15 protein-coding genes and 1 pseudogene are annotated in these 20690 nt (G+C 34.5%); 14 read left to right on the top strand and 2 right to left on the bottom strand.

The genetic code is table 11. The annotated features are described in order from the left end of the window. The 3 genes and pseudogenes from HMPREF0391_RS00300 (at position 1) to HMPREF0391_RS09710 (ending at position 2585) form a co-directional block, all read left to right on the top strand. Positions 1-480, top strand: a complete 480-nt coding sequence (locus HMPREF0391_RS00300) for an NAD(P)H-dependent oxidoreductase subunit E (RefSeq protein ID WP_002834778.1) — start codon at positions 1-3, stop codon at positions 478-480. A gap of 54 nt (positions 481-534) precedes the next feature. After that, positions 535-1374 (top strand): alpha/beta fold hydrolase, encoded by an 840-nt coding sequence (locus tag HMPREF0391_RS00295; protein WP_002834777.1) that lies wholly within the window; start codon positions 535-537, stop codon positions 1372-1374. Between the two features lie 330 nt (positions 1375-1704). Beyond that, positions 1705-2585: pseudogene (locus tag HMPREF0391_RS09710) on the top strand (NADH:flavin oxidoreductase). Between the two features lie 204 nt (positions 2586-2789). On the opposite strand, the gene HMPREF0391_RS00285 reads toward HMPREF0391_RS09710, so the two are convergent. Beyond that, entirely contained in the window at positions 2790-3797 is a 1008-nt protein-coding gene (locus HMPREF0391_RS00285; protein ID WP_002834773.1) for a potassium channel family protein, read from the bottom strand. A 126-nt stretch (positions 3798-3923) separates the two neighbouring features. On the opposite strand from HMPREF0391_RS00285, the gene proC reads away from it, so the two are divergent. From proC to HMPREF0391_RS00245, 8 genes are all read left to right on the top strand, one after another. Then, a complete protein-coding gene (proC, locus tag HMPREF0391_RS00280; RefSeq protein WP_002834772.1) occupies positions 3924-4730 on the top strand; it encodes a pyrroline-5-carboxylate reductase in 807 nt (268 codons plus the stop codon). A gap of 324 nt (positions 4731-5054) precedes the next feature. After that, the gene (gene purC / locus HMPREF0391_RS00275; protein ID WP_002834770.1) at positions 5055-5753 is read left to right on the top strand and encodes a phosphoribosylaminoimidazolesuccinocarboxamide synthase; all 699 of its coding nucleotides are present in this window, start codon (positions 5055-5057) and stop codon (positions 5751-5753) included. 1 nt (position 5754) lies between these two features. Next, on the top strand, positions 5755-7101 hold the full coding sequence (purF, locus tag HMPREF0391_RS00270; RefSeq protein ID WP_002834769.1) for an amidophosphoribosyltransferase: 1347 nt from the start codon (positions 5755-5757) through the stop codon (positions 7099-7101). A gap of 8 nt (positions 7102-7109) precedes the next feature. Further along, positions 7110-7664: a phosphoribosylglycinamide formyltransferase gene (locus tag HMPREF0391_RS00265; RefSeq protein ID WP_002834768.1), complete on the top strand. Its 555-nt coding sequence runs from the start codon at positions 7110-7112 to the stop codon at positions 7662-7664. Beyond that, on the top strand, positions 7652-9157 hold the full coding sequence (gene purH / locus HMPREF0391_RS00260; RefSeq protein ID WP_002834767.1) for a bifunctional phosphoribosylaminoimidazolecarboxamide formyltransferase/IMP cyclohydrolase: 1506 nt from the start codon (positions 7652-7654) through the stop codon (positions 9155-9157). Before HMPREF0391_RS00265 ends, purH begins: the two co-directional genes overlap by 13 nt. 15 nt (positions 9158-9172) lie before the next feature. After that, positions 9173-14065 carry a phosphoribosylformylglycinamidine synthase gene (locus tag HMPREF0391_RS00255; protein ID WP_002834766.1) on the top strand — a complete coding sequence of 1631 codons (4893 nt, stop codon included), beginning with the start codon at positions 9173-9175 and terminating at the stop codon, positions 14063-14065. Then, positions 14065-15492: an adenylosuccinate lyase gene (purB, locus tag HMPREF0391_RS00250; RefSeq protein WP_002834765.1), complete on the top strand. Its 1428-nt coding sequence runs from the start codon at positions 14065-14067 to the stop codon at positions 15490-15492. Before HMPREF0391_RS00255 ends, purB begins: the two co-directional genes overlap by 1 nt. A 100-nt stretch (positions 15493-15592) precedes the next feature. After that, the gene (locus tag HMPREF0391_RS00245; protein WP_002834763.1) at positions 15593-16255 is read left to right on the top strand and encodes a TVP38/TMEM64 family protein; all 663 of its coding nucleotides are present in this window, start codon (positions 15593-15595) and stop codon (positions 16253-16255) included. A 271-nt stretch (positions 16256-16526) separates the two neighbouring features. On the opposite strand, the gene HMPREF0391_RS00240 is transcribed toward HMPREF0391_RS00245, so the two are convergent. Continuing rightward, the gene (locus tag HMPREF0391_RS00240) at positions 16527-17426 is read right to left on the bottom strand and encodes a selenium metabolism-associated LysR family transcriptional regulator (RefSeq protein ID WP_002834761.1); all 900 of its coding nucleotides are present in this window, start codon (positions 17424-17426) and stop codon (positions 16527-16529) included. Positions 17427-17773: 347 nt separating this feature from the next. Here HMPREF0391_RS00240 and HMPREF0391_RS00235 point away from each other — a divergent pair, with 347 nt between their 5' ends. The 3 genes from HMPREF0391_RS00235 (at position 17774) to HMPREF0391_RS00225 (ending at position 20684) form a co-directional block, all read left to right on the top strand. Further along, positions 17774-18838: an ABC transporter substrate-binding protein gene (locus HMPREF0391_RS00235; RefSeq protein WP_002834759.1), complete on the top strand. Its 1065-nt coding sequence runs from the start codon at positions 17774-17776 to the stop codon at positions 18836-18838. Between the two features lie 83 nt (positions 18839-18921). Beyond that, complete coding sequence (locus HMPREF0391_RS00230) at positions 18922-19944, top strand: ABC transporter permease (RefSeq protein WP_230454526.1); 1023 nt, start codon at positions 18922-18924, stop codon at positions 19942-19944. Continuing rightward, positions 19923-20684 (top strand): ABC transporter ATP-binding protein, encoded by a 762-nt coding sequence (locus HMPREF0391_RS00225; protein WP_002834757.1) that lies wholly within the window; start codon positions 19923-19925, stop codon positions 20682-20684. The genes HMPREF0391_RS00230 and HMPREF0391_RS00225 overlap by 22 nt, the downstream gene beginning before the upstream one ends. Positions 20685-20690: the final 6 nt, after the last annotated feature.

The following is a 20690-nucleotide window of genomic DNA, read 5'->3' as shown; positions in this document are numbered from 1 at the left end:
ATGTGTGAAGAAAAAAATGAAGAACTGATTTTCAAAGAAAAACTCGACGAAACTGTGGAAAGTTTTGGCAAGGGTAGCCAAGAAGGAGCGAAGGTGTCTATCAGAAATTGTCAGGATTTTTTTGGGTGTGTGTCGATTAGTCACCAAAAACAAATCGCACAAGCTTTTGAAATTGACGAAAAATACATCAAGACGATTATAAAATTCATTCCATCTATCAAAGAATCCAAGGTTGAATATGAAATAGTGTGTTGTTCGGGACCGAGATGTGCGAAGAACGGCTCGATGGAAGTGTTGAAGACTGTGAAGAAAGAGCTTGCCATGGATTTTAATGAAACATCTGCTGATGGGAAAATTCGACTTAGAACGCAAAACTGTTTCAAAAAATGTAAAGATGGACCAAATATTATGATTAATGGCAAATTATACCATCACATGGATGCTGAAAAAACAAAAGAAGTTTTGGAGAAAATAAAATAATGATAAAATCTGCTTATAAATACTAAAAGGAGTATAATCAAATTAGGTGATTTTATGAAAATTTTGAAGGTTTTGTCAATAATTATATTAGTTTTTATTGTTACATTTTCGATTAATAAATTCATGCTATCAATAGAAATAAACAAGATAGTTGGTTACGGAGAAAAAATCGAGATAAAAGGGAAAAATATTAATATTGTTGAGAAGGGATCGAAGAATAATCAGGTTGTCATCATAGATCCAGGTTATGGAACTACTGCGCCCGGACTTGATTTTATGCCGCTTATGGATGAGCTTTCCAAAACTTATCATGTTATTGCGATTGAGCCTTTTGGATATGGCGATTCGGACACAATTGGAAGCCCAAGAACAGTAGAAAATATAACAGACGAGCTTCATCAAGTCATTCAAAAACTGGGATACACGAAATATATTTTGTGTTCGCATTCGATTTCTGGAGTTTATTCGTTATATTATTTGGACAAATACCAAGACGAGGTTACAGGATTTATTGGAATGGACACATCGGTTCCGAATCAATTGGAGTACACTGGCAATACTTTTCTTCCGATTTTGAGAAAATGGTCAAACAAACTTGGACTGATTAGAATTGCATCTAGAATTCATCCCGAATGGTTCATGGCGAATAATCAATACTATTCAGATGAAGCAAAATCGCAAATCAGATACAGATTGTTCAGGGATTTTGCAAATGTTGATAATTTGGATGAAGGAAGACATTTCGCTGACAATTGGAACAAAATTAAAGATTTGCACTATCCGAGAGATATCAAAAAGATTTTCTTTCTAAAGAAAAAAGAAGACAAGGACAAGGACTGGAGATACATCGAAACACAAAATGCTTTTGAAAAAATAACGGCAAAATATATTTGATGGACGGAAGTCATTATATTTTCAGGGATAATTTCAAAAAAATGTCACAAATTATAAGAGAAAGTTTCTAACAAAAGGGATTAAATATTATGATTAAATAGATTTATGTGTGTTTACATCACATAGGTCTATTTTTTAACAAAATATATTTGACAAGACATATTATCGAAATTATAATTAATGTATCAAATATTGATTATTCAACAAACGGAGGTAAAAATGAAATTATCAGATGAATTGAAATCAAAAAACATAAATTTTAAAAACAGAATTGTAATGCCACCAATGGCAACTGCAAAGGCTGATAAAAACTGACATGTTACAGAAGAAATTTTACATTATTACGAAGACAAGACGAAAAACAAATTATTTTCTACTGTAATTATCGAACACTGTTTTGTGGACCTTTTGGGAAAAGCTAGCAAAAACCAAACATCAATAGCAGATGATTCTACAATAGATGGGATGAAAAAACTTGCAAATCTTGTAAAATCTAATGATTCAAATGTAGTGTTGCAAATTTCTCACGCTGGTAGTTCTGCTAGTGAAGAAGTTATCGGACAAAAACCTGTAGCACCATCAGCTATCAAAAATCCATCCAAATCTACAACAGAGATTCCGAGAGAACTTACTGTTGAAGAAATAGAACAAATTATTGAAAAATTTGTCGATGCAGCAGTTAGAGCAAAAAAAGCAGGATTTGATGGAGTGGAAATCCATTCTGCTCATGGATATTTATTGAACCAATTCTTATCGCCAATTACTAATAAAAGAACCGACGAATACGGTGGAGATATCGATGGAAGAATCAAAATCCATTTGGAAATTATTAGAAAATCAGAGAAAAAGTAGGAGAAAATTATCCAATTTTCATAAGAATGGGAGCTGGAGATTACCTCGAAGGTGGATTATCAACAGAAGACAGCATACACGCAGCCCAAGAATTCGTAAAAGCTGGTGTAGATGTGCTGGATATTTCCGGTGGAATGTGCATGTTCTCAATTGATGATCAAAGAGCGGGCTTCTTCGATTTTCTATCCAAACCTATTTATGAAAATGTAGATGTTCCAGTGATTTTGACTGGTGGAGTTAAGACAGGAAAAGATGTAGAAGACATTTTGAATCGCGGAGTGTGTGATTTGGTTGGAATCGGTAGATCTGTATTCAAAGATTCTAACTGGATTGAAAATGAAATCAAACCTCTTATATAAACAAATATGAAATTAGAATAATCCGAATCTATTGAAAAAAGTTGCAGTAAATATCGAGCTGGTTTTGATTTATAAATTAAAAAATTCTATAAAAAATAGAAAAATTATTGACACTAAAAATAAAAATTAAGCGGAATGTAAAGCTCACATTCCGCTTAAAATTTTTTAAATTATTAAGTGCTATTATTATGTCACAAGCACAAATTATTTTGTTTCATCACCCAAATGTTTTAATTTGTCCACTTGATCTTCTCTACCAAGGACAATCAACACATCTCCAATTTGGAAAGTGTAGTTTACTGGTGGGTTGAAAATCATTTTATTATCTTCAATTGTTTTAATTGCAAGTACAATCAGACCTGTTTTATTTGGAATTTGAGCTTCAATTAAATTTTTGTTTTCAAGATATGATCCGCTTTTAACAACAACCTCTTCCAAATCAAGCTCGACATCGCCAATTCTTGTAACCACATCTAAAAAAGAAATAATATTTGGTTTGGTCATCAAAGAAGCCATTCTTTTGCCGCTGATTTCTACAGCAGACAATGTCTTGTTCGCACCTACTTTCATCAACTTTTCGCTTCCCGATTTAGTAATAGCATTGGCTATTATGTAGATGTTTTTGTTGAGATTTCTTGCAGTTAGCACAGTAACGATATTGTCTACTTCAGAATCCAACGTCGATACAAGACCCTTTGCTCTTTCGATTCCTGCGTGTTCCAATACTGCTTCTTCAGTTGACATGCCTTCAACAACTAAAATATCGTGGTGACTGTAAACATCAAGATCTTCACGTTTGTCCGTAATGACAACAAAATTCAAATTTTGATCGATAAAATTATTTATTATTACTTCTGCCAATTCACCAGAACCGCAAATAATGTAGTGATCGTCAAGTGAGGCTATTTTCTTTTCCATTTTACTTCCCTTCCAAAAATCTTTAACTTTTCCTTCTACAAACATAGCAACAACCGTAGTAAATGCGTATCCGACGATGCCGACACCCACAAATATCATAATTATAGAGAAAACCTCTGACCAATTACTAGTAGTGCCTACCTCACCGAAGCCAACAGTCGAAATGGTTATAACCGTCATGTATAGTGCATCTATGAAGTCGACTTTTAGCAAAAACATATAGCCAATAACGCCCACGATTAATAAAAGTGCAAATGCATATAAAATAAATTTAAGCTTCCTTTTTTCTTCCATAACTTACTCCTTGATGTTTAAATTATAATATATTTAAAAAGAAAAAACTATACGATTGTAAGCAAAACAAGATAAATAAAATTGAAATCTGATAGAATATAGCTAAGGAAAATTTTGGAGGGGCTAATGAACAAATTATGTTTTATAGGAGCTGGGAACATGGGATCTGCCATGATTTCAGGAGTTGTGAATGCAAATATAATAGATGCGAATAAAATTTGCGTGTCAAATAAATCTGCGGGAAAATTAATAGATTTAAACCAAAAACTAAAAGTTAACACTACAACTGACAACAAAAAAGCGTCTGAAAATTCCGACGTTGTGATACTGGCTGTAAAACCACACATTATCCCTTTGGTTTTGGAAGAAATCAAGGATAATATTAATAAGGAAACTATTGTGATTTCAGTTGCAGCAGGGGTTACTATTTCAGATATTGAAAAAATTCTGGGAAAAGACCACAAGATTTTTCGTGTGATGCCGAACACGCCTTGTCTTGTCGGTGAAGGAATGTCTGCGATTTGTCCGAATGAAAATATAAATGATGATGATTTGAAAATCGTGACAGATATTTTTAATTCGTTTGGCAAAAGCGAAGTGATAGATGAAAGTTTGATGGACTGTGTGATTGGAGTTAGCGGATCTTCTCCTGCGTATGTGTTTATGTTCATGGAAGCGATGGCTGATGCGGCGGTTGAAACTGGAATGAAACGCGACATGGCTTACAAATTCGTCGCACAATCTGTTCTTGGCGCATCGAAAATGCTTATGGAAACTCACAAACATCCAGGAGAATTGAAAGATATGGTGTGTTCACCAGCTGGAACTACCATAAAGGCTGTGGAAGTTTTAGAAAAATACGGGCTAAGAAATGCAGTTATTCAAGGACAGCTTGCCTGTGTGGAAAAATCACGCGAAATGAGCGAGAAATAATTTACAATGATTTTACAATAATGTAGTATATGAAATTGTTTGTTATTTTTTTGCATTTTGGTGGTGCAAATTATGGGCGGCTGTGATATAATATATTGTAAATTATTTTAGTGGGGGCAAAATAATGAGCGTTATTGATATTTCAATAAATTTCATAAATAAGCTTTTTGATTTGAGATTTACAAATCACGATCTAAGCCTTATCAATAAATTGAGAGGCAAATTGATAGCTATTTTTGCGTCCAATAAAAAAGTGTATATTTGTCAAAAAATTTAGGAGAATTCTATCTAGAATTCTCTATTTTTTTATTTTAGGAGGGTATTATGGAAAAATTATATGAAGGTAAAGCAAAGGAAGTTTATTCAACAGAAAAGGCTGATGAATATATCATCAGATACAAGGATGATGCAACAGCTGGTAATGGTGAAAAGAAAGCTACAATTGCTGGTAAGGGTGAACTAAACTTGGCAATCACTACAATGATTTTTGAAATGCTTGAAAAAAACGGCATCAAAACTCACTACATTGAAACAATCAACAATACTGATATGAGAGTTAAAAAAGTTACTATCATGCCACTTGAAGTTATCGTTAGAAACATCACTGCAGGTTCTTTTGCAAAAAGATACGGCGTTGAAGAAGGAAAAGTTTTAAATCAACCAACTTTCGAATTATCTTACAAAGATGATGATTTGGGAGATCCATTGATGTGCGAAGACCACGCAATTGCTCTTGGAGTTATCACAAAAGAAGAATATGACTATTTAAGAGAAGAAACTTTGAAAATCAACGAATTACTTAAAGAATTTTTCTTGAAAATCAACTTAAAATTAGTTGACTTCAAAATCGAATTTGGTAAGACTGACGATGGACAAATTTTATTAGCTGACGAAATCAGCCCAGATACTTGCAGATTGTGGGACAAAGACACTAACAAAAAATTAGACAAAGATATTTTCAGAAGAGATTTGGGAGATTTGACTGAAGGCTACAAAGAAGTTCTAAATAGAATGAGAGGCTAGGATGTGTGGAGTTATAGGGATATATTCTAAGTCCGAAGTTAATAAGAAATTATTTTTCGGACTTAACTCCTTACAACACAGAGGACAAGAATCCTGTGGTATCACCGTTAGCAACGGTGAAAACCTACATAGAGAAAAAGGCATGGGACTTGTTATCGATGTGTTTAAGGAAGAAAATTTGAATAATTTAGTTGGTAATGTAGGAATTGGACATGTAAGATATTCGACAGCTGGTGGTTCTCACGATTACAATACTCAACCATTGATGGCTTTTGCAAAGGGAATTGAAATGAGCTTGGCGCACAATGGAAATCTTATAAATCACCAAATTTTAAGAACAAGACTTGAAGAAGACGGCGTGATGTTCCAAACAGCGATTGACAGTGAAGTTATTTTGTATTTGATTGCTAGATATTACAAAGGTGACATCGTCGAAGCTATCAAAAAAACAATGAAACTTATCAAAGGAGCTTACGCAGTTGTGTTGTGCTTGAAAGATAAGCTTGTAGCATTTCGTGATCCTTTGGGAATTAGACCTCTTGTTATGGGAAAAAATGACGAAGATGTTGTATTTGCATCTGAAAATGCAGCGGTGGAAATCGTCGGAGCAACTGAAATCAGAGATGTTAAACCAGGAGAAATAATTGTCGTAGACAAAGAAGGAGCAAATTCTTCGATGTATACAACAGATGAAGCACCACGTCATTGTTTTTTTGAATATGTGTACTTCGCAAGAGAAGATGCCACTTTAGATGGAACAAACGCATACAATTTTAGAAGAAGATGCGGAGAATATTTGTCACAAGAATCTCCATGTGATGTTGATTTGGTAGTTCCAGTTCCAGATTCTGGAATTCCTTCAGCTATAGGTTACGCACAAAAAACAGGAATTCCTTACGCACAAGGTTTGGTTAAAAACAGATACATGGGAAGAACATTCATCAAACCAACTCAAAAAGAAAGAGAAATGGCTGTTAAGTTGAAACTAAATCCACTAAGACATGTATTAAAAGGAAAGAGAATTGTTTTAATAGATGATTCTATCGTAAGAGGAACTACAAGCGCTAATTTGATTCAAAGAATCAGAGAAGCTGGTGCGACAGAAGTTCACATGAGAATCACATCGCCACCTGTAAAATTTCCTTGCTATTACGGAATTGATACTCCTTCCAGAAAGCATTTGATTGCAGCGAACATGGATATCGAAGCTATCCGTGAAAAAATCGGTGCAGATAGCTTAGCGTTTATTTCAATGGAAGGAATGGTAAAATCTAGCAGCGACAAAATCGACAAATTCTGTAAGGCTTGTTTTGATGGAGATTATCCAGTAGATCCGATAGTTATATAGGTGATTAAATGAATATTGCAGTTTTTATTTCAGGTACTGGTACCAATTTGAAAGCTCTGTTGGATGCAAAAAAAGACAATTATTTCAAAAGCGATATTGTTGTTGTGGTTAGTAACAAAAACGCAGCTGGTCTTAGTTTTGCGAGAGAGTTCAACGTGGATACTTTGATTTCAAAAGATGACGAAGAAATCATCAATTGTTTAAAATCAAAAAACGTAGAGTTGATCGTATTGGCAGGTTTCTTGCCTAAAATTTCAAAGAGAATTATAAATGAGTTTACAATTGTAAATATCCATCCATCATTGCTTCCAAAATACGGTGGTAAGGGATGTTATGGAATCCATGTTCACGAAAAAGTTTTTGCTAATAAGGAAAAAACTAGCGGTGCAACTGTGCATTTCGTGAATGAAAAATTAGACGATGGAGATATTTTGCTTCAAAGGTCTGTGGATATTTCTGATTGTAAATCGGAAGATGAGATAGCAAAGAAAGTTTTGAAAATAGAACATGGCATTTTGAAAGATGCTATAAAAAAATTGGAGGATAGTTCATGCGTGCATTAATTTCACTTACGGATAAGACAAATGTAGCTAAATTAGCAAAAAGTTTACAAGAATTGGGATATGAAATCATATCTACAGGTGGTACTTACAAGGAAATCGAAAAATCTGGAGTAAATGTAATAGACATCTCTAAGGTTACAAATTTTCCTGAAATTTTGCAAGGCAGAGTGAAGACTTTGTCACCATACGTTCACGGTGGAATTTTGTACAAGAGAGATAACGAAGAACACAAGAAAACTGTAGAAGAATTGAACATTCAACCAATCGACATTGTTGTGGTTAATTTGTACGATTTCCAAAACGCTTTAAAAACAGGTGACCACGACAACATCGTTGAAAACATCGATATCGGTGGACCAACTTTGATAAGAAGTGCCGCAAAAAATTATAAGGACGTTTTAGTTGTAACAGATCCTTCTGATTATGACGAACTTATCGACAGATTGAAAAATGACAACGTGGACATAGCTTACAGAGAAAAACTAGCGATGAAGGCTTTTAGTTTGACAGCTTACTACGATTCTGTGATTTCAAGATATTTCCAAGAACAAGTTGGAGAACGTAGTGACTACAGAACTTTTGGTTTCAAAAAAGAAGAAGAACTTAGATATGGTGAAAACTCACATCAAAGTGCCAATCTTTACATAGACCCATTTGTAAACGGCAAATTGACAGATTGCGAAGTTATTCATGGCAAAGCAATGAGCTTCAACAATTACAACGATTTGAATGTTGCAGTGGAATTAGCTGACGAATTGGGAGAAAATTCTTGTGTTGCATTGAAGCACCAATCACCATGCGGCGTTGCCATTGCAGACAGCGTTTCAGAAGCTTACCACAAGGCTTACTTGGCAGATTCAACTTCGATCTTCGGTGGAATTATCGCCATCAATGGAGTTGTAGACGAAAAATGTGCCGAAGAAATGAGCCAAATTTTCTTGGAAATTATAGCTGCGAAAGATTTCGACGAAAAAGCGCTTGAAATATTGACTAAAAAGAAAAACATCAGACTTGTTAAGATAAAATTCGACAACAATTCAGTAAAAGAAGACATTAAGTATTTGAATGGAAAAGTTTTAATCCAAGACAAAGACTTCGGTGTTGACGAATACAACATCGTTACTAATGAAAAACCAAGTGTTGAAGACAAAAAAGATTTGGAATTTGCTATGAAGGTGGTTAAATTCACAAAATCAAATGCAATTGTACTAGCAAAAGATTCTCACACTTTGGGAATTGGTGGAGGACAAACATCTAGGATTTGGGCGTTGGAAAACATAGCCAACAATCACCCGGACGTTGATTTTACTGGATGCGTATTGGCATCAGATGCTTTCTTCCCATTTTCTGATTGCGTAGAATTTGCACACAAATTAGGAGTAAAAGCTATTATTCAACCAGGTGGAAGTATCAAAGATCAAGATTCAATTGACAAATGCAATGAGTACGGAATTAGCATGGTGTTCACAAAAAATAGACATTTCAAACATTAAAAATTGGGAGGTTTTATGAAAATTTTAGTTGTAGGTTCAGGTGGCAGAGAGTTTGCACTTGGACGTAAAATAAAATCTTTTGATGAAAATAGGAAAGTTTTCTTCGCACCAGGCAATGCTGGAACTGAAGAAATCGGAGAAAACGTAGATATTCAAGCAGATGATTTGCAAGGTCTGCTTGAATTTGCAAAGAAAAATGAAATAGACTTCACAGTTGTTGGCCCTGAAAATCCATTGTGCGACGGAATTTCAGATTTGTTCGAAGAAAATGGTCTTAAAATATTTGGACCTGTAAAAAAAGCCGCTGAATTTGAAAACTCAAAATCATTTACGAAAAAATTCTTGGAAAAATACGACATCAATACAGCTAAGTATTTGGAGAGCAAAGATTTTGATGAGTCTTATGATTTTGCAAATAAATTGTTGGAAGATAATGGCAAAGTTGTCGTTAAAAGAGATGGCCTTGCAGCTGGAAAAGGAGTCTACATTGTAGATAATTCTGATGATTTGAAGGAGATTCTGCAAGATGTACTAGAAAAAGACAACATGGTTGTCATCGAACAATTCCTAGACGGATTTGAAATGAGTTTGTTGTGCTTTACTGATTCTAAGACGATTCTTCCACTTCCAACTGCGAAGGATCACAAGAAGATTTTTGAAAGAGAAATGGGAGCAAACACTGGCGGCATGGGAACTTACGCTCCAAATGTCGAGGCAGAAGTATTTGTAGATAGAATCAAAAAAAGCGTTTTGGATAAAATTCTCACAGGATTAAAAGAAGAAAACATTGATTTCAGAGGATTGTTGTTCATTGGGTTTATGATAACTGATGATGGAATTTACGTGTTGGAATTTAACGCTAGATTTGGAGATCCTGAAACTCAAGTCGTGCTTGAACTTATCGACAATGATTTGTTGGATATTATGATGAAAACAAGTGAAGGAAAATTATCCGATGTCGATTTGAAAATAAATGGCAACAAGGCGCTTTGCGTTGTTCTAAGTGCTGGTGGATATCCGGAAAGTTATGATAAAGGTGATGAGATTACAATATCCAAGATGGACAGTGTTGTTTTCCATGCAGGAACGAAAAAAGTCGACGGCAAAATCGTCACAAATGGCGGGCGTGTGTTAAATATTGTAAATTCTAAAAAGAATTTTGATGATGTTATTAAGGCTTGTTATGAAGATATAGAAAAGGTGGATTTTAAAAACATGTATCACAGAACTGATATTGGTCCTAGGGTTAAAAGAGTTTATGTCAGAAAAAAAGACGAATACGATTATGAATCTAAGGAAAAGAAAAAGCAAATTGAAAACTTACTTGGAATTGATTTGGATAAATTCGTAATTTACAAGAGATACGATTTGGAAATCAGCGACGATAATTTGGGAAAAATTGTCGACACTGTCCTTAGCGAAAAATCTGTAGATGATGTGTTCTACGGAGAAGATGCGTTGAAATTACAAGCTGATATGAAAAACGCAATCGCTGTTGAATATTTGCCAGGTCAATTCGACCAAAGAAAACAAGGTGTGCTTGACACATTGAGTTTGATTTTGGATGAAGATGTCGACTGTAAGACTTCGACAGTTTATGAAATCGAAGGCGCTAACAAACAAGATTTGGAAAAAATCGAAAAATATTTGGTAAATCCTGTTGACAGTCACAAGGTTAATTTGCTTGGAATTCCAACAACTTTGAAACAAGAAAATCCAAAAAATTTGGAAAATGAAACATATACGAATTTCAGAGATATGAAGGATGATGAGCTTCAAAAATTCGTCGACGATCACTCATTGGCGATGAATGACGAAGATTTGAAATGCATCAGAGATTATTTCAAATCAGAAGACCGTGATCCAAACGAAACAGAAATCAAGATTTTGGACACTTACTGGTCAGATCACTGTAGACACACAACTTTTAACACTTTCTTGGATATCGACTTTGACTGTAAGACTAAGTTAGACGAAGCAATTCACAACAGTTTTGAAGAATATTTGAAAGTTAGAGAAGAATTAAACATAGAAAAACCAATCAATCTTATGAGTTTCGGAACGATTTTGTCCAAATACATGAGAAGCAAAAATGAGTTTGACGATTTGGAAATTTCATCTGAAATCAACGCTTGTTCTGTTAAAATCAAAGTTCGCGTGGAAGTAAATGGTGTTGACGAAACAAGAGATTACTTGTTGATGTTCAAAAACGAAACACACAATCACCCTACAGAAATCGAACCATTTGGTGGTGCAAGTACATGCTTGGGTGGAGCAATCAGAGACCCACTAAGCGGTAGAGCATTTGTTTACCAAGCTATGAGAATTACAGGAGCAGGTAATCCTCTTACTTCATTGGAAGATACGATGGATGGAAAGCTTCCACAAATCAAAATCACACAAGAAGCTGCGAAGGGATATTCTTCTTACGGAAACCAAATTGGTTTGGCAACTGGATTTGTAGATGAAATTTATCACGACGGATACGTTGCTAAGAGATTGGAATGCGGAGCTGTTATGGCTGCAGCGCCAATTGAAAATGTCAAAAGAATTGAACCTGAAAAAGGAGACATCGTAATCTTACTTGGCGGAAGAACTGGACGTGACGGAATTGGTGGAGCGACAGGCTCATCAAAAAGCCACAAAGTTACAAGTATTAAAACAGAATCTGCACAAGTTCAAAAAGGTAACGCACCTGAAGAAAGAAAAATCCAAAGACTTTTCAGAATTCCTGAACTTGCAAGTTTGATCAAAAAATGTAACGACTTTGGAGCAGGTGGAGTGAGCGTTGCGATTGGGGAGCTTCACGACGGAGTGGATATTTATTTGGACAGAGTTCCATTGAAATACAAAGGCCTCAAACCATTTGAAATTGCAATCAGTGAATCACAAGAAAGAATGGCATGTGTAATAGCTAAGAAAGATTTGGAAGAATTTGTAAAATACGCAGATGCAGAAAATATCGAAACGACTGTTGTTGCAGATATTACTGACACTAATAGAATGAGAATGTTCTACGATGAAGATTTGATTGCAGACATCAGCTACGATTTCATAAACACAAATGGTTCAGACAGAAACGCTGAAGTTGAAGTTGTATCAGAAGATGTTCCAGAAATTTTGACTGAAAAATGTTCTGATGCGAACAAATTCTACGACAAAGTTAAAATGCTTAACATAACATCCAAGAGAGATTTGATAGAAATGTTTGACTCCACAATAGGACGAAACACTGTTATCAATCCAATGGGTGGTAAATTGCAATTGAATCCTTCTCAAGCCATGGTTGCAAAGATTCCAACAATGGATGGAGTTATGAAAACTGTATCTATGATGAGTTACGGATTTGACGCTGATTTGTCCGTACAATCTCAATATTTGGGAGGATACTACGCAGTTGTAGAATCAATCAGTAAATTAATCGCTCTTGGATCTGACAAGGATTTAATCAGATTGACATTCCAAGAATACTACGAAAAAATGTTAGACAAAAAGATTTGGTCCAAACCATTGAAAGCATTACTTGGTGCATTCACTGTTTCAAAACACTTCAAAGCGATGCCAATCGGTGGAAAAGACAGTATGAGTGGAAACTTCGAAGACATCAAGGTTCCACCAACTATGATTTCATTTGCAGTGACACACGAAGATGTGGATAACATCATTACAAATGATTTGAAAGGCAAGGGCAAAATCGGTCTTGTGAGAACTCCATACGAAGAAGACGGAACATTGAACCTTGAAAAATTGGAAGAAAATTTCGATTTCATCACAGAACAAATCAGAAACAGAAATATTATTTCTGCGATTGCCTTGGACAAAAAAGGCTTGTTATCAAATATTTTCGAACAATCTGTAGGAAACACTGGATTTAATATCAAATTTGATAATTTGTACAATCCAATGTATGGAAGTTTCGTGGTTGAATACATTGATGACGACGAAAAAATCGAACACATCGGTGATTTTGCAGATGAAATTATCGTAAACGATGTTAAATTAGACCCAGAAAAATTATTAGAAGGCTACACTACAGTTTTAAATAAAGTATTCACACCAAAAGAAAAAATCGAATACAAACCAATTGAAAACAAAAAAATCGAACAACGTAGAATGAAATCCAAGAAACTAACTGACACACCTCACGTTGTAATCTTGGCAGCTCCTGGAACAAACTGTGAATGGGATACATTGAACGCATTCAAAGAAAATGGAGCGGATGGAGAAATTGTTCTATTCAAAAACAGAAACCAAGAAGATATATTAAATTCGATCGATGTTTTGGCAGAAAAAATCAGAAAAGCGCAAATATTTGCCATTCCTGGAGGATTTTCACTAGGAGATGAACCAGACGGCTCAGCTAAGTTCTTGGCAAATATCCTAAGAAATGAGAAAATAAGTAGTGCGATAGATTATTTGTTGAACGAAAACGACGGATTGGTAATTGGAATTTGTAACGGATTCCAAGCATTGGTGAAGACTGGACTTCTTCCTTATGGAAAAGTTACATCACCACAAGAAGACGATCCAAACTTGACATTCAACACAAACAGAAGACACATTGCGACATTTGTAGACACATTGTGCTTGACTAATAACAGTCCTTGGACAAATGGAATCGACTTGAACAAGACATACAGAATGCCGATTTCACACGGAGAAGGAAGATTTGTAATCAAAGAAGACAAACTCCAAGAGCTTTTGGATAATGAACAAGTTTTCTCAGCTTACAAAATTTCTCCAAACGGATCGGACTACAATATCGAAGGAATTTTATCCAGAGATGGTAAGATTTTGGGAAGAATGTGTCACACTGAAAGAATAGCAGACGATTTGTACAAAAATATTTACGACATCGACAAGCAAAATATTTTTAGAAATGCAGTAGAATACTTCAAGGAGAAATAATGAACAACGATATTTACCAAAGTCCATTAAACACGAGATACGCAAGTCACGAAATGAGCCACAATTTCAGTTCACAAGTTAAGTTTGAAACTTTCAGAAGATTGTGGTTGGCATTGGCGAAATCCGAAAAAGAATTGGGACTTAATATTACAGACGAACAAATAGAAGAATTGCAATCACACATTTCAGACATTGACTTCGACAAGGCTGCTGAATACGAAAAAGTTCTTCGCCACGATGTAATGGCTCACGTTAAAACATACGGAGAAGTGTGTCCAAACGCAGCTGGAATTATCCATTTGGGAGCGACAAGCTGTTATGTAACTGACAACACTGACATTATCGTGATGAGAAACGCGCTTGAAATCGTAGAGAAAAAGTTAGCGATTTTGATTAAACACTTGTCTGATTTTGCGATTAAATACAAAGATTTGCCAACACTTGGATATACACACTACCAACCAGCACAATTAGTGACTGTTGGAAAACGTGCAACGTTGTGGATTCAAGATTTTCTTATGGATTTGGAAGAAGTCATTTACAGAAAAGAAAACTTGAAATTGAGAGGAGTAAAGGGAACTACAGGAACTCAAGCATCATTTTTGAAACTTTTCGACAATGATCACGACAAAGTCAAAGAATTGGAAAAGAAAATCGTAAAAGAAATGGGATTTGACAGCGCGGTTAGCGTGAGTGGACAAACATACACTAGAAAAATCGACTATCACGTTCTTCAAGTTCTATCTTCAATTGCACAATCAGCTCACAAAATGACAAATGACATCAGACTTTTGCAAAACAGAAAAGAATTGGAAGAACCATTTGAAAAAACACAAATAGGTTCATCAGCAATGGCTTACAAGAGAAATCCAATGAGATGTGAAAGAATTTCATCACTTTCAAAATACGTGATGAGTTTGGTTCAAAACCCACAATTTGTGGCTAGTACTCAATGGCTTGAAAGAACATTGGACGACTCTGCAAATAAGAGAATGAGCGTTCCAGAAAGTTTCATGGCTGTGGATAGTATTTTGGAAATTGCAATCAACGTAACAGATGGACTTGTTGTTTACGAAAACCAAATCAAAGCTCACGTCAATGAAGAATTACCATTTATGGCGACTGAAAACATATTGATGGAAGCTGTAAAACGTGGCGGCGACAGACAAGAACTTCACGAAAAAATCAGAGAATATTCTATGGTTGCAGGCAGAAGAGTAAAAGAAGAAGGACTGGACAACAATTTATTAGAATTATTGGAAAAAGACGAAGCGTTTAACTTAAACAAAGACGATTTGAATTCACTTTTAGACGGCAAGCTTTACATTGGAAGATGCCCAGAACAAGTGGTTGAATTCATCGAAGAAGACGTCAAACCAGTTATTTCAAAATACGACACAGAATACTCTGTTGATTTAAAAGTTTAATATTAATTGAAATGCACATGGCAAAGCTGTGTGCATTTTTTAGTTGATAATATTAAATTTATACGATACAATGAATTCAAATATAATTAGTAGGTGAAATATGGAAAAATTCAAGAAAATATTTTTGATAGTTCTTTTAGTTGCGTTAACTGTGGGACTGATGGTATTCGTTCCATACGATTCAATCAGAGATTTGGTACAAAAATCTGGTCCATGGGGAGCAGTTGTTTATATTTTATTGTTCACGATACTTCCGATAGGATTCTTCCCAGTTCCAGCGTTGGCGTTAATCGGCGGAGTAAGCTTCGGGCTTGTGAAAGGAAGTATTTACACAGTTATAGGAGCATCGATGAACTGCTTGCTTATGTTTGAACTTTCTAGAAAAATTGGACACGATTATGTTGTTAAGATGATTAATGAAAAATTCTCCGAAAAAAACAGAGATAGAATACTAAATGCACCAGATTCAAAACTGTTCACTCTTTTGTTCATTTGCAGATTGATTCCACTTATTCCATACAATCTTATCAATTACGGATTCGGTTTGACGAACATAAGCCTGTCCAAATACATGTTCGCATCAGTCCTTGGAATAATTCCTGGAACACTTGTGTATTTGAATTTGGGAGATAAAGTGTTGAATGTTGGCTCCAAGGAATTCTACCAAGCAATTATTTTGGTAGTAGGACTTACTGTCGTGAGCCTAATATTTGCGAAAATAATCGACAAAAAAGACAAGGAAAAGCAAAAAAATTTGAAGTAATTTTATGATGATGGAGTAGTAGCTAAATCTCCTAAAAAAGTAAAGTGAGTAAGTCCTAAAATATATCAAAGTATAACTCGCTTACGCTCAAACAGTTGAATTTTTACGAATTTCTCGATTGAATTTTATAAAATTTTTTTCAGAGGACTCGTTCATTATACTTTGATATCATTCATTATTATTTATATGACTTACTTCATCTCACTTAATAAAAACATACACAAAAAACCGCAATGCTTACAGTATGAGCTATTGCGGTTATTTTTATGAATTAAAAATTCTCTTCTAAGTATTTTTTTGTGAATTTTACGAAATCTATAACTGGCTCTGAGAGTAAAGAGTTGGAACGATATACCAGATAGAAGTGACGTACCGATTCGAAATCATCGATTTTGAAAGAAATCAATTGATTATTTGCAACTTCTTCTTCTACTGAAAGTTTGCTCATAATCGATATTCCCATACCATTTCTGATGCATTGCTTTAACGTTTCAGTGCTATTTGCTGTTCCAATCAAATTCAGTGAATTCTTGCTGATTCCTAAAGCGTCTATCATTTTCATAGATTCTTTTAATGTTCCAGAACCTTGTTCACGAAAAATTATTGGTTCCTTTAAAATAGAACTTATCTTGACATTGTTTTTCTTCAATGCATTATAATAATCGTTATATGGTGTGACTACTACTAGCTTATCGCTTAGAACTTTTTCAAAGGTAAGTTCTTTATCCATTGTAGTCATGCCTACAATTCCAATATTGATTGAACCATTTATAACTCCGTCAATCGTAGTTAAACTATCTGATTGAATTATATTCACCAAAGTTTTGATGTGAGATTTGTGATATTTTGTTAAAAGAGAAGGCAGAATATAAGTTGCAGGAACAGAACTTGCACCGATGTTAAAAGTAGTTAGACTTTTTTTTGAAAAAGAATCCTGCATGCTTTCCATAATCCTTGAAATAGCCTTAGCGTAGTTGTAGAATTCTCTTCCTTCAGGAGTAAGCTCTAACTTTTTAGTTGTTCTTTTTAATAATTCTGCATTAAGTTCATTTTCAATTTGTTTGATATGAGTGCTTATCGTGGGCTGTGTCAGATAAAGTCTTTTAGCAGCTTCAGAAAAACTATCCCATTCCACAACTGTTATGAACGTTTCTAATTGTTTTAAATCCATAATATCTCTCTCTTCGTGGTATTTAATATATATATTTTATCATATACCTTTTATTTTACAAAATACGCAAATACTTTATAGTAATATACCCAATTGTAAATAAATTTAACAATTGAGGATTTATTTATAGAAAAATCCTATAAATGAAATAAAACTACTAAATGTTAATAAATCAACTTTTAAATGCTTTGATTTAAATTATAAATGATAAAAATTTGCAAAAACACGTAAAAACCACGTTATTTATAGAAAATTTCAATTAATCTAAATACTTATTCTATGATAAAATTATTTAGGTATGATAAATCATATATAATTTATGAAAAATTAAAATGTAGGAGGATTACATGAAAAAAGGATTTAAAATATTCTTGTTAGCTATTTGTTTAACAGCATTATTCACAGGATGTGTAAAAAACGGTGAAAATAAAACAGAAAACAAGAAAACAGAAGAAAAAGCCAGCACTGAACAACCAAAAACAACTGGCAAGATTGAAGATGAACCAATGTATGGTAAGGAAATTTTAATTGGTTACAACGGTGGTTTATGTACAGGAACACCTGGTATCGCTGCTGTGAACAAAGAATTTGAAAAAGAAGGTTTGAAAGTTAAAGTTATCAACGTTCAATCAGGACTTGATGCAGTTGGAACTAACAAAGTTCAAGTTTTCTCTGACCACTTGGCAACAATTTTAGTTCCATCAATTAACGGAATTAATGTTCAATTAGTAGCTGGTGCACAAACAGGATGTAAATCATTATATGTACTTAACGACAACAAAATCAACAAAACTAGTGATTTGTTAGGAAAGACTATTGCAGTTCCAGATGGAATTGGTAACTCTGACCACAACATAGCTCTAAGATTTTTGGAACACGACAAAGTAGATGCAAAACAAATCAAATTCAAACCAGTTGAAACATCTGCAGTTATCCAAGCATTAGAAAAAGGAGAAATCCAAGCAACACTTCTAAGTGATCAATTCGCAGAAAAATTTGTCAACGAAGGCAAAATCAAATCAATAAGATCACTTACAACTGACCCAGATTTCCAAAAAGAACCATGCTGCGTACACGTTCTTAACGCTGACTTCATCAGAGATAACCCACAAACAGCAAAAAAAGTTGTTACAGCAATTATGAGAACTAAACATTGGGTTGAAGACAACAAAGAAGAAGCAACAAAAATTTTGTTCGACAATCACTGGGCAAGTGGAGACTTCGATCAAGCTTTGAGAATGATGAATACTTATGATTTCAAAATTTCCCAAAAAGATACCGAAACTGCTATCAGAAGTACAATTGACGATTACAAAAAGTTTGGACTTATTTCTAACGAAAAATCAACAGACGATTTGATGAAGAAATTCTGGAATCCTATGGATGTAGATGAATCAGTAGTAAACAAATAATAGAAGTGAACAAATAGATTAAGGTTTTTGCGGATTATTAAATTAGTCCGCAAAATTTATCTTCAATAAAGAAAGGGGTAATGATGGAAAACGAAAAGCTAGATGAGCTAACTAGAGAGAGGCTTATTGAGTTAGAATCCAGACCTAAAACAAAGGCTCAGAAAATATTAGACGTTGTCAAATTGATTCTCCCAATAATTATGGGAGTTATTTGTGTTTTTGAATATGTGTTATATCCAAACCTAAAGCCTGATGCAACACAAACAAATACTTATGTAGTGTTTATCTGGGCATTGGTTGCACTTTACGGAGTATTTTTCATAGCATCATTTTTCAAAAAAAGTATCAGAGCAAAATTAGTCTACAAAGCACCTTTTTATGCTTTTGTATTCTTCTTGTTGACATTGTATGATTTTTTGACATTGAAAACAGGAATACTAACACTACCATATTTTCCTTGGATAGATAAGATTTTGAATTCGATAATTGCAGATAAGGCATTACTTATAAAATCTGTTAAAAGTTCATTGAAACTACTTTTCTCAGGATATTTTATCGGTGCAATACTAGGGCTAATCACAGGAATTTTGTGCGGATATTCTAAGAAAGTAAATTATTGGATATCTCCATTCATGAAACTTTTAGGACCAATTCCTACAACAACTTGGTTGCCATTGGTTATGGTTTTGGCTACTAGTTTGTTCTACGGATCAGTATTCATCATCGCATTGGGTGTGTGGTATGCAGTTACAATCTCCACAATTACAGGAATTTTGAACGTAGACAAATCAAACTACGAAGCTGCAAAAACACTTGGAGCAACTGGCAATCAATTGATTACTAAAATCGCCATTCCATCTGCAATGCCAAATATTTTCGGCGGACTTACAATCGGAATGAGCTCTGCATGTACTGCTCTTTTAATAGCAGAAATGCTTGGCGTGGAATCGGGACTTGGTTGGTATATCACATGGAAGAAATCATGGGCAGAATACGCTAGTATGTATGGGGCAATTATCATAATATGTCTTACATTTATCGCAGTTAATTTTGTTTTATCGTTAATTAAGAAGAGAGTCCTTAAATGGCAAGAAGGGATGGAATAATGAATAATTTGATTTTTGAAAATGTATCTAAAAGCTTTTTGAGAACTGATTCAGACGGATTAACTCATGCCCTTACTGATATCAATATGACAATCGAAGATGGAGAATTCGTGTGCATCGTAGGACCATCAGGCTGCGGTAAATCCACTCTTTTAAGATTAATTGCAGGACTTATCGTTCCAACTACAGGCTCCATTACTTTAGGTGGCAAAAAAGTTGAAGGAACCGACAGCGACAGAGGAATGGTATTCCAAAAACCGACATTATTTCCTTGGCTAACTGTTGGCGAAAATGTAGGATTCTCAGCTAATTTGAAAAAACAAAACAACGAAAAGGAAGTTGACAGACTTCTTGAAAAAGTTGGACTAATGGAATTTAAGAACTCATATCCTCACCAATTATCAGGTGGTATGGCGCAAAGAGTATCACTTATCAGAACAATGATTAACAAACCAAACGTGTTTTTGTTGGACGAACCATTGGGAGCTTTGGACGCATTTACTAGAATGAATATGCAAGACGAACTCATTAAATTGTGGCAAGAAAACAAACACATAATGATAATGGTAACACACGATGTTGATGAAGCTATTTACTTATCCAACAAAGTTGTTATAATGGAACCAAGACCAGGTAGAATAAAGAAAATATTGGAAATCAATTTGGATTATCCAAGAAACAGAACTAGCAAAGAGTTCACAGATTACAGAAATGAAATCTTAGAAACATTAAATATTTAGGAGAAA

The sequence above is a fragment of the Finegoldia magna ATCC 53516 genome (assembly GCF_000159695.1).
GTDB lineage: Bacteria > Bacillota > Clostridia > Tissierellales > Peptoniphilaceae > Finegoldia > Finegoldia magna_F.
This window is presented reverse-complemented; position numbering and strand designations above follow the sequence as displayed.

Coding starts and splice junctions, on each gene's coding strand:
- HMPREF0391_RS00300 (WP_002834778.1), top strand. CDS start 1: ATGTGTGAAGAAAAAAATGAAGAACTGATTTTCAAAGAAAAACTCGAC.
- HMPREF0391_RS00295 (WP_002834777.1), top strand. CDS start 535: ATGAAAATTTTGAAGGTTTTGTCAATAATTATATTAGTTTTTATTGTT.
- HMPREF0391_RS00285 (WP_002834773.1), bottom strand. CDS start 3,797: ATGGAAGAAAAAAGGAAGCTTAAATTTATTTTATATGCATTTGCACTT.
- proC (WP_002834772.1), top strand. CDS start 3,924: ATGAACAAATTATGTTTTATAGGAGCTGGGAACATGGGATCTGCCATG.
- purC (WP_002834770.1), top strand. CDS start 5,055: ATGGAAAAATTATATGAAGGTAAAGCAAAGGAAGTTTATTCAACAGAA.
- purF (WP_002834769.1), top strand. CDS start 5,755: ATGTGTGGAGTTATAGGGATATATTCTAAGTCCGAAGTTAATAAGAAA.
- HMPREF0391_RS00265 (WP_002834768.1), top strand. CDS start 7,110: ATGAATATTGCAGTTTTTATTTCAGGTACTGGTACCAATTTGAAAGCT.
- purH (WP_002834767.1), top strand. CDS start 7,652: ATGCGTGCATTAATTTCACTTACGGATAAGACAAATGTAGCTAAATTA.
- HMPREF0391_RS00255 (WP_002834766.1), top strand. CDS start 9,173: ATGAAAATTTTAGTTGTAGGTTCAGGTGGCAGAGAGTTTGCACTTGGA.
- purB (WP_002834765.1), top strand. CDS start 14,065: ATGAACAACGATATTTACCAAAGTCCATTAAACACGAGATACGCAAGT.
- HMPREF0391_RS00245 (WP_002834763.1), top strand. CDS start 15,593: ATGGAAAAATTCAAGAAAATATTTTTGATAGTTCTTTTAGTTGCGTTA.
- HMPREF0391_RS00240 (WP_002834761.1), bottom strand. CDS start 17,426: ATGGATTTAAAACAATTAGAAACGTTCATAACAGTTGTGGAATGGGAT.
- HMPREF0391_RS00235 (WP_002834759.1), top strand. CDS start 17,774: ATGAAAAAAGGATTTAAAATATTCTTGTTAGCTATTTGTTTAACAGCA.
- HMPREF0391_RS00230 (WP_230454526.1), top strand. CDS start 18,922: ATGGAAAACGAAAAGCTAGATGAGCTAACTAGAGAGAGGCTTATTGAG.
- HMPREF0391_RS00225 (WP_002834757.1), top strand. CDS start 19,923: ATGGCAAGAAGGGATGGAATAATGAATAATTTGATTTTTGAAAATGTA.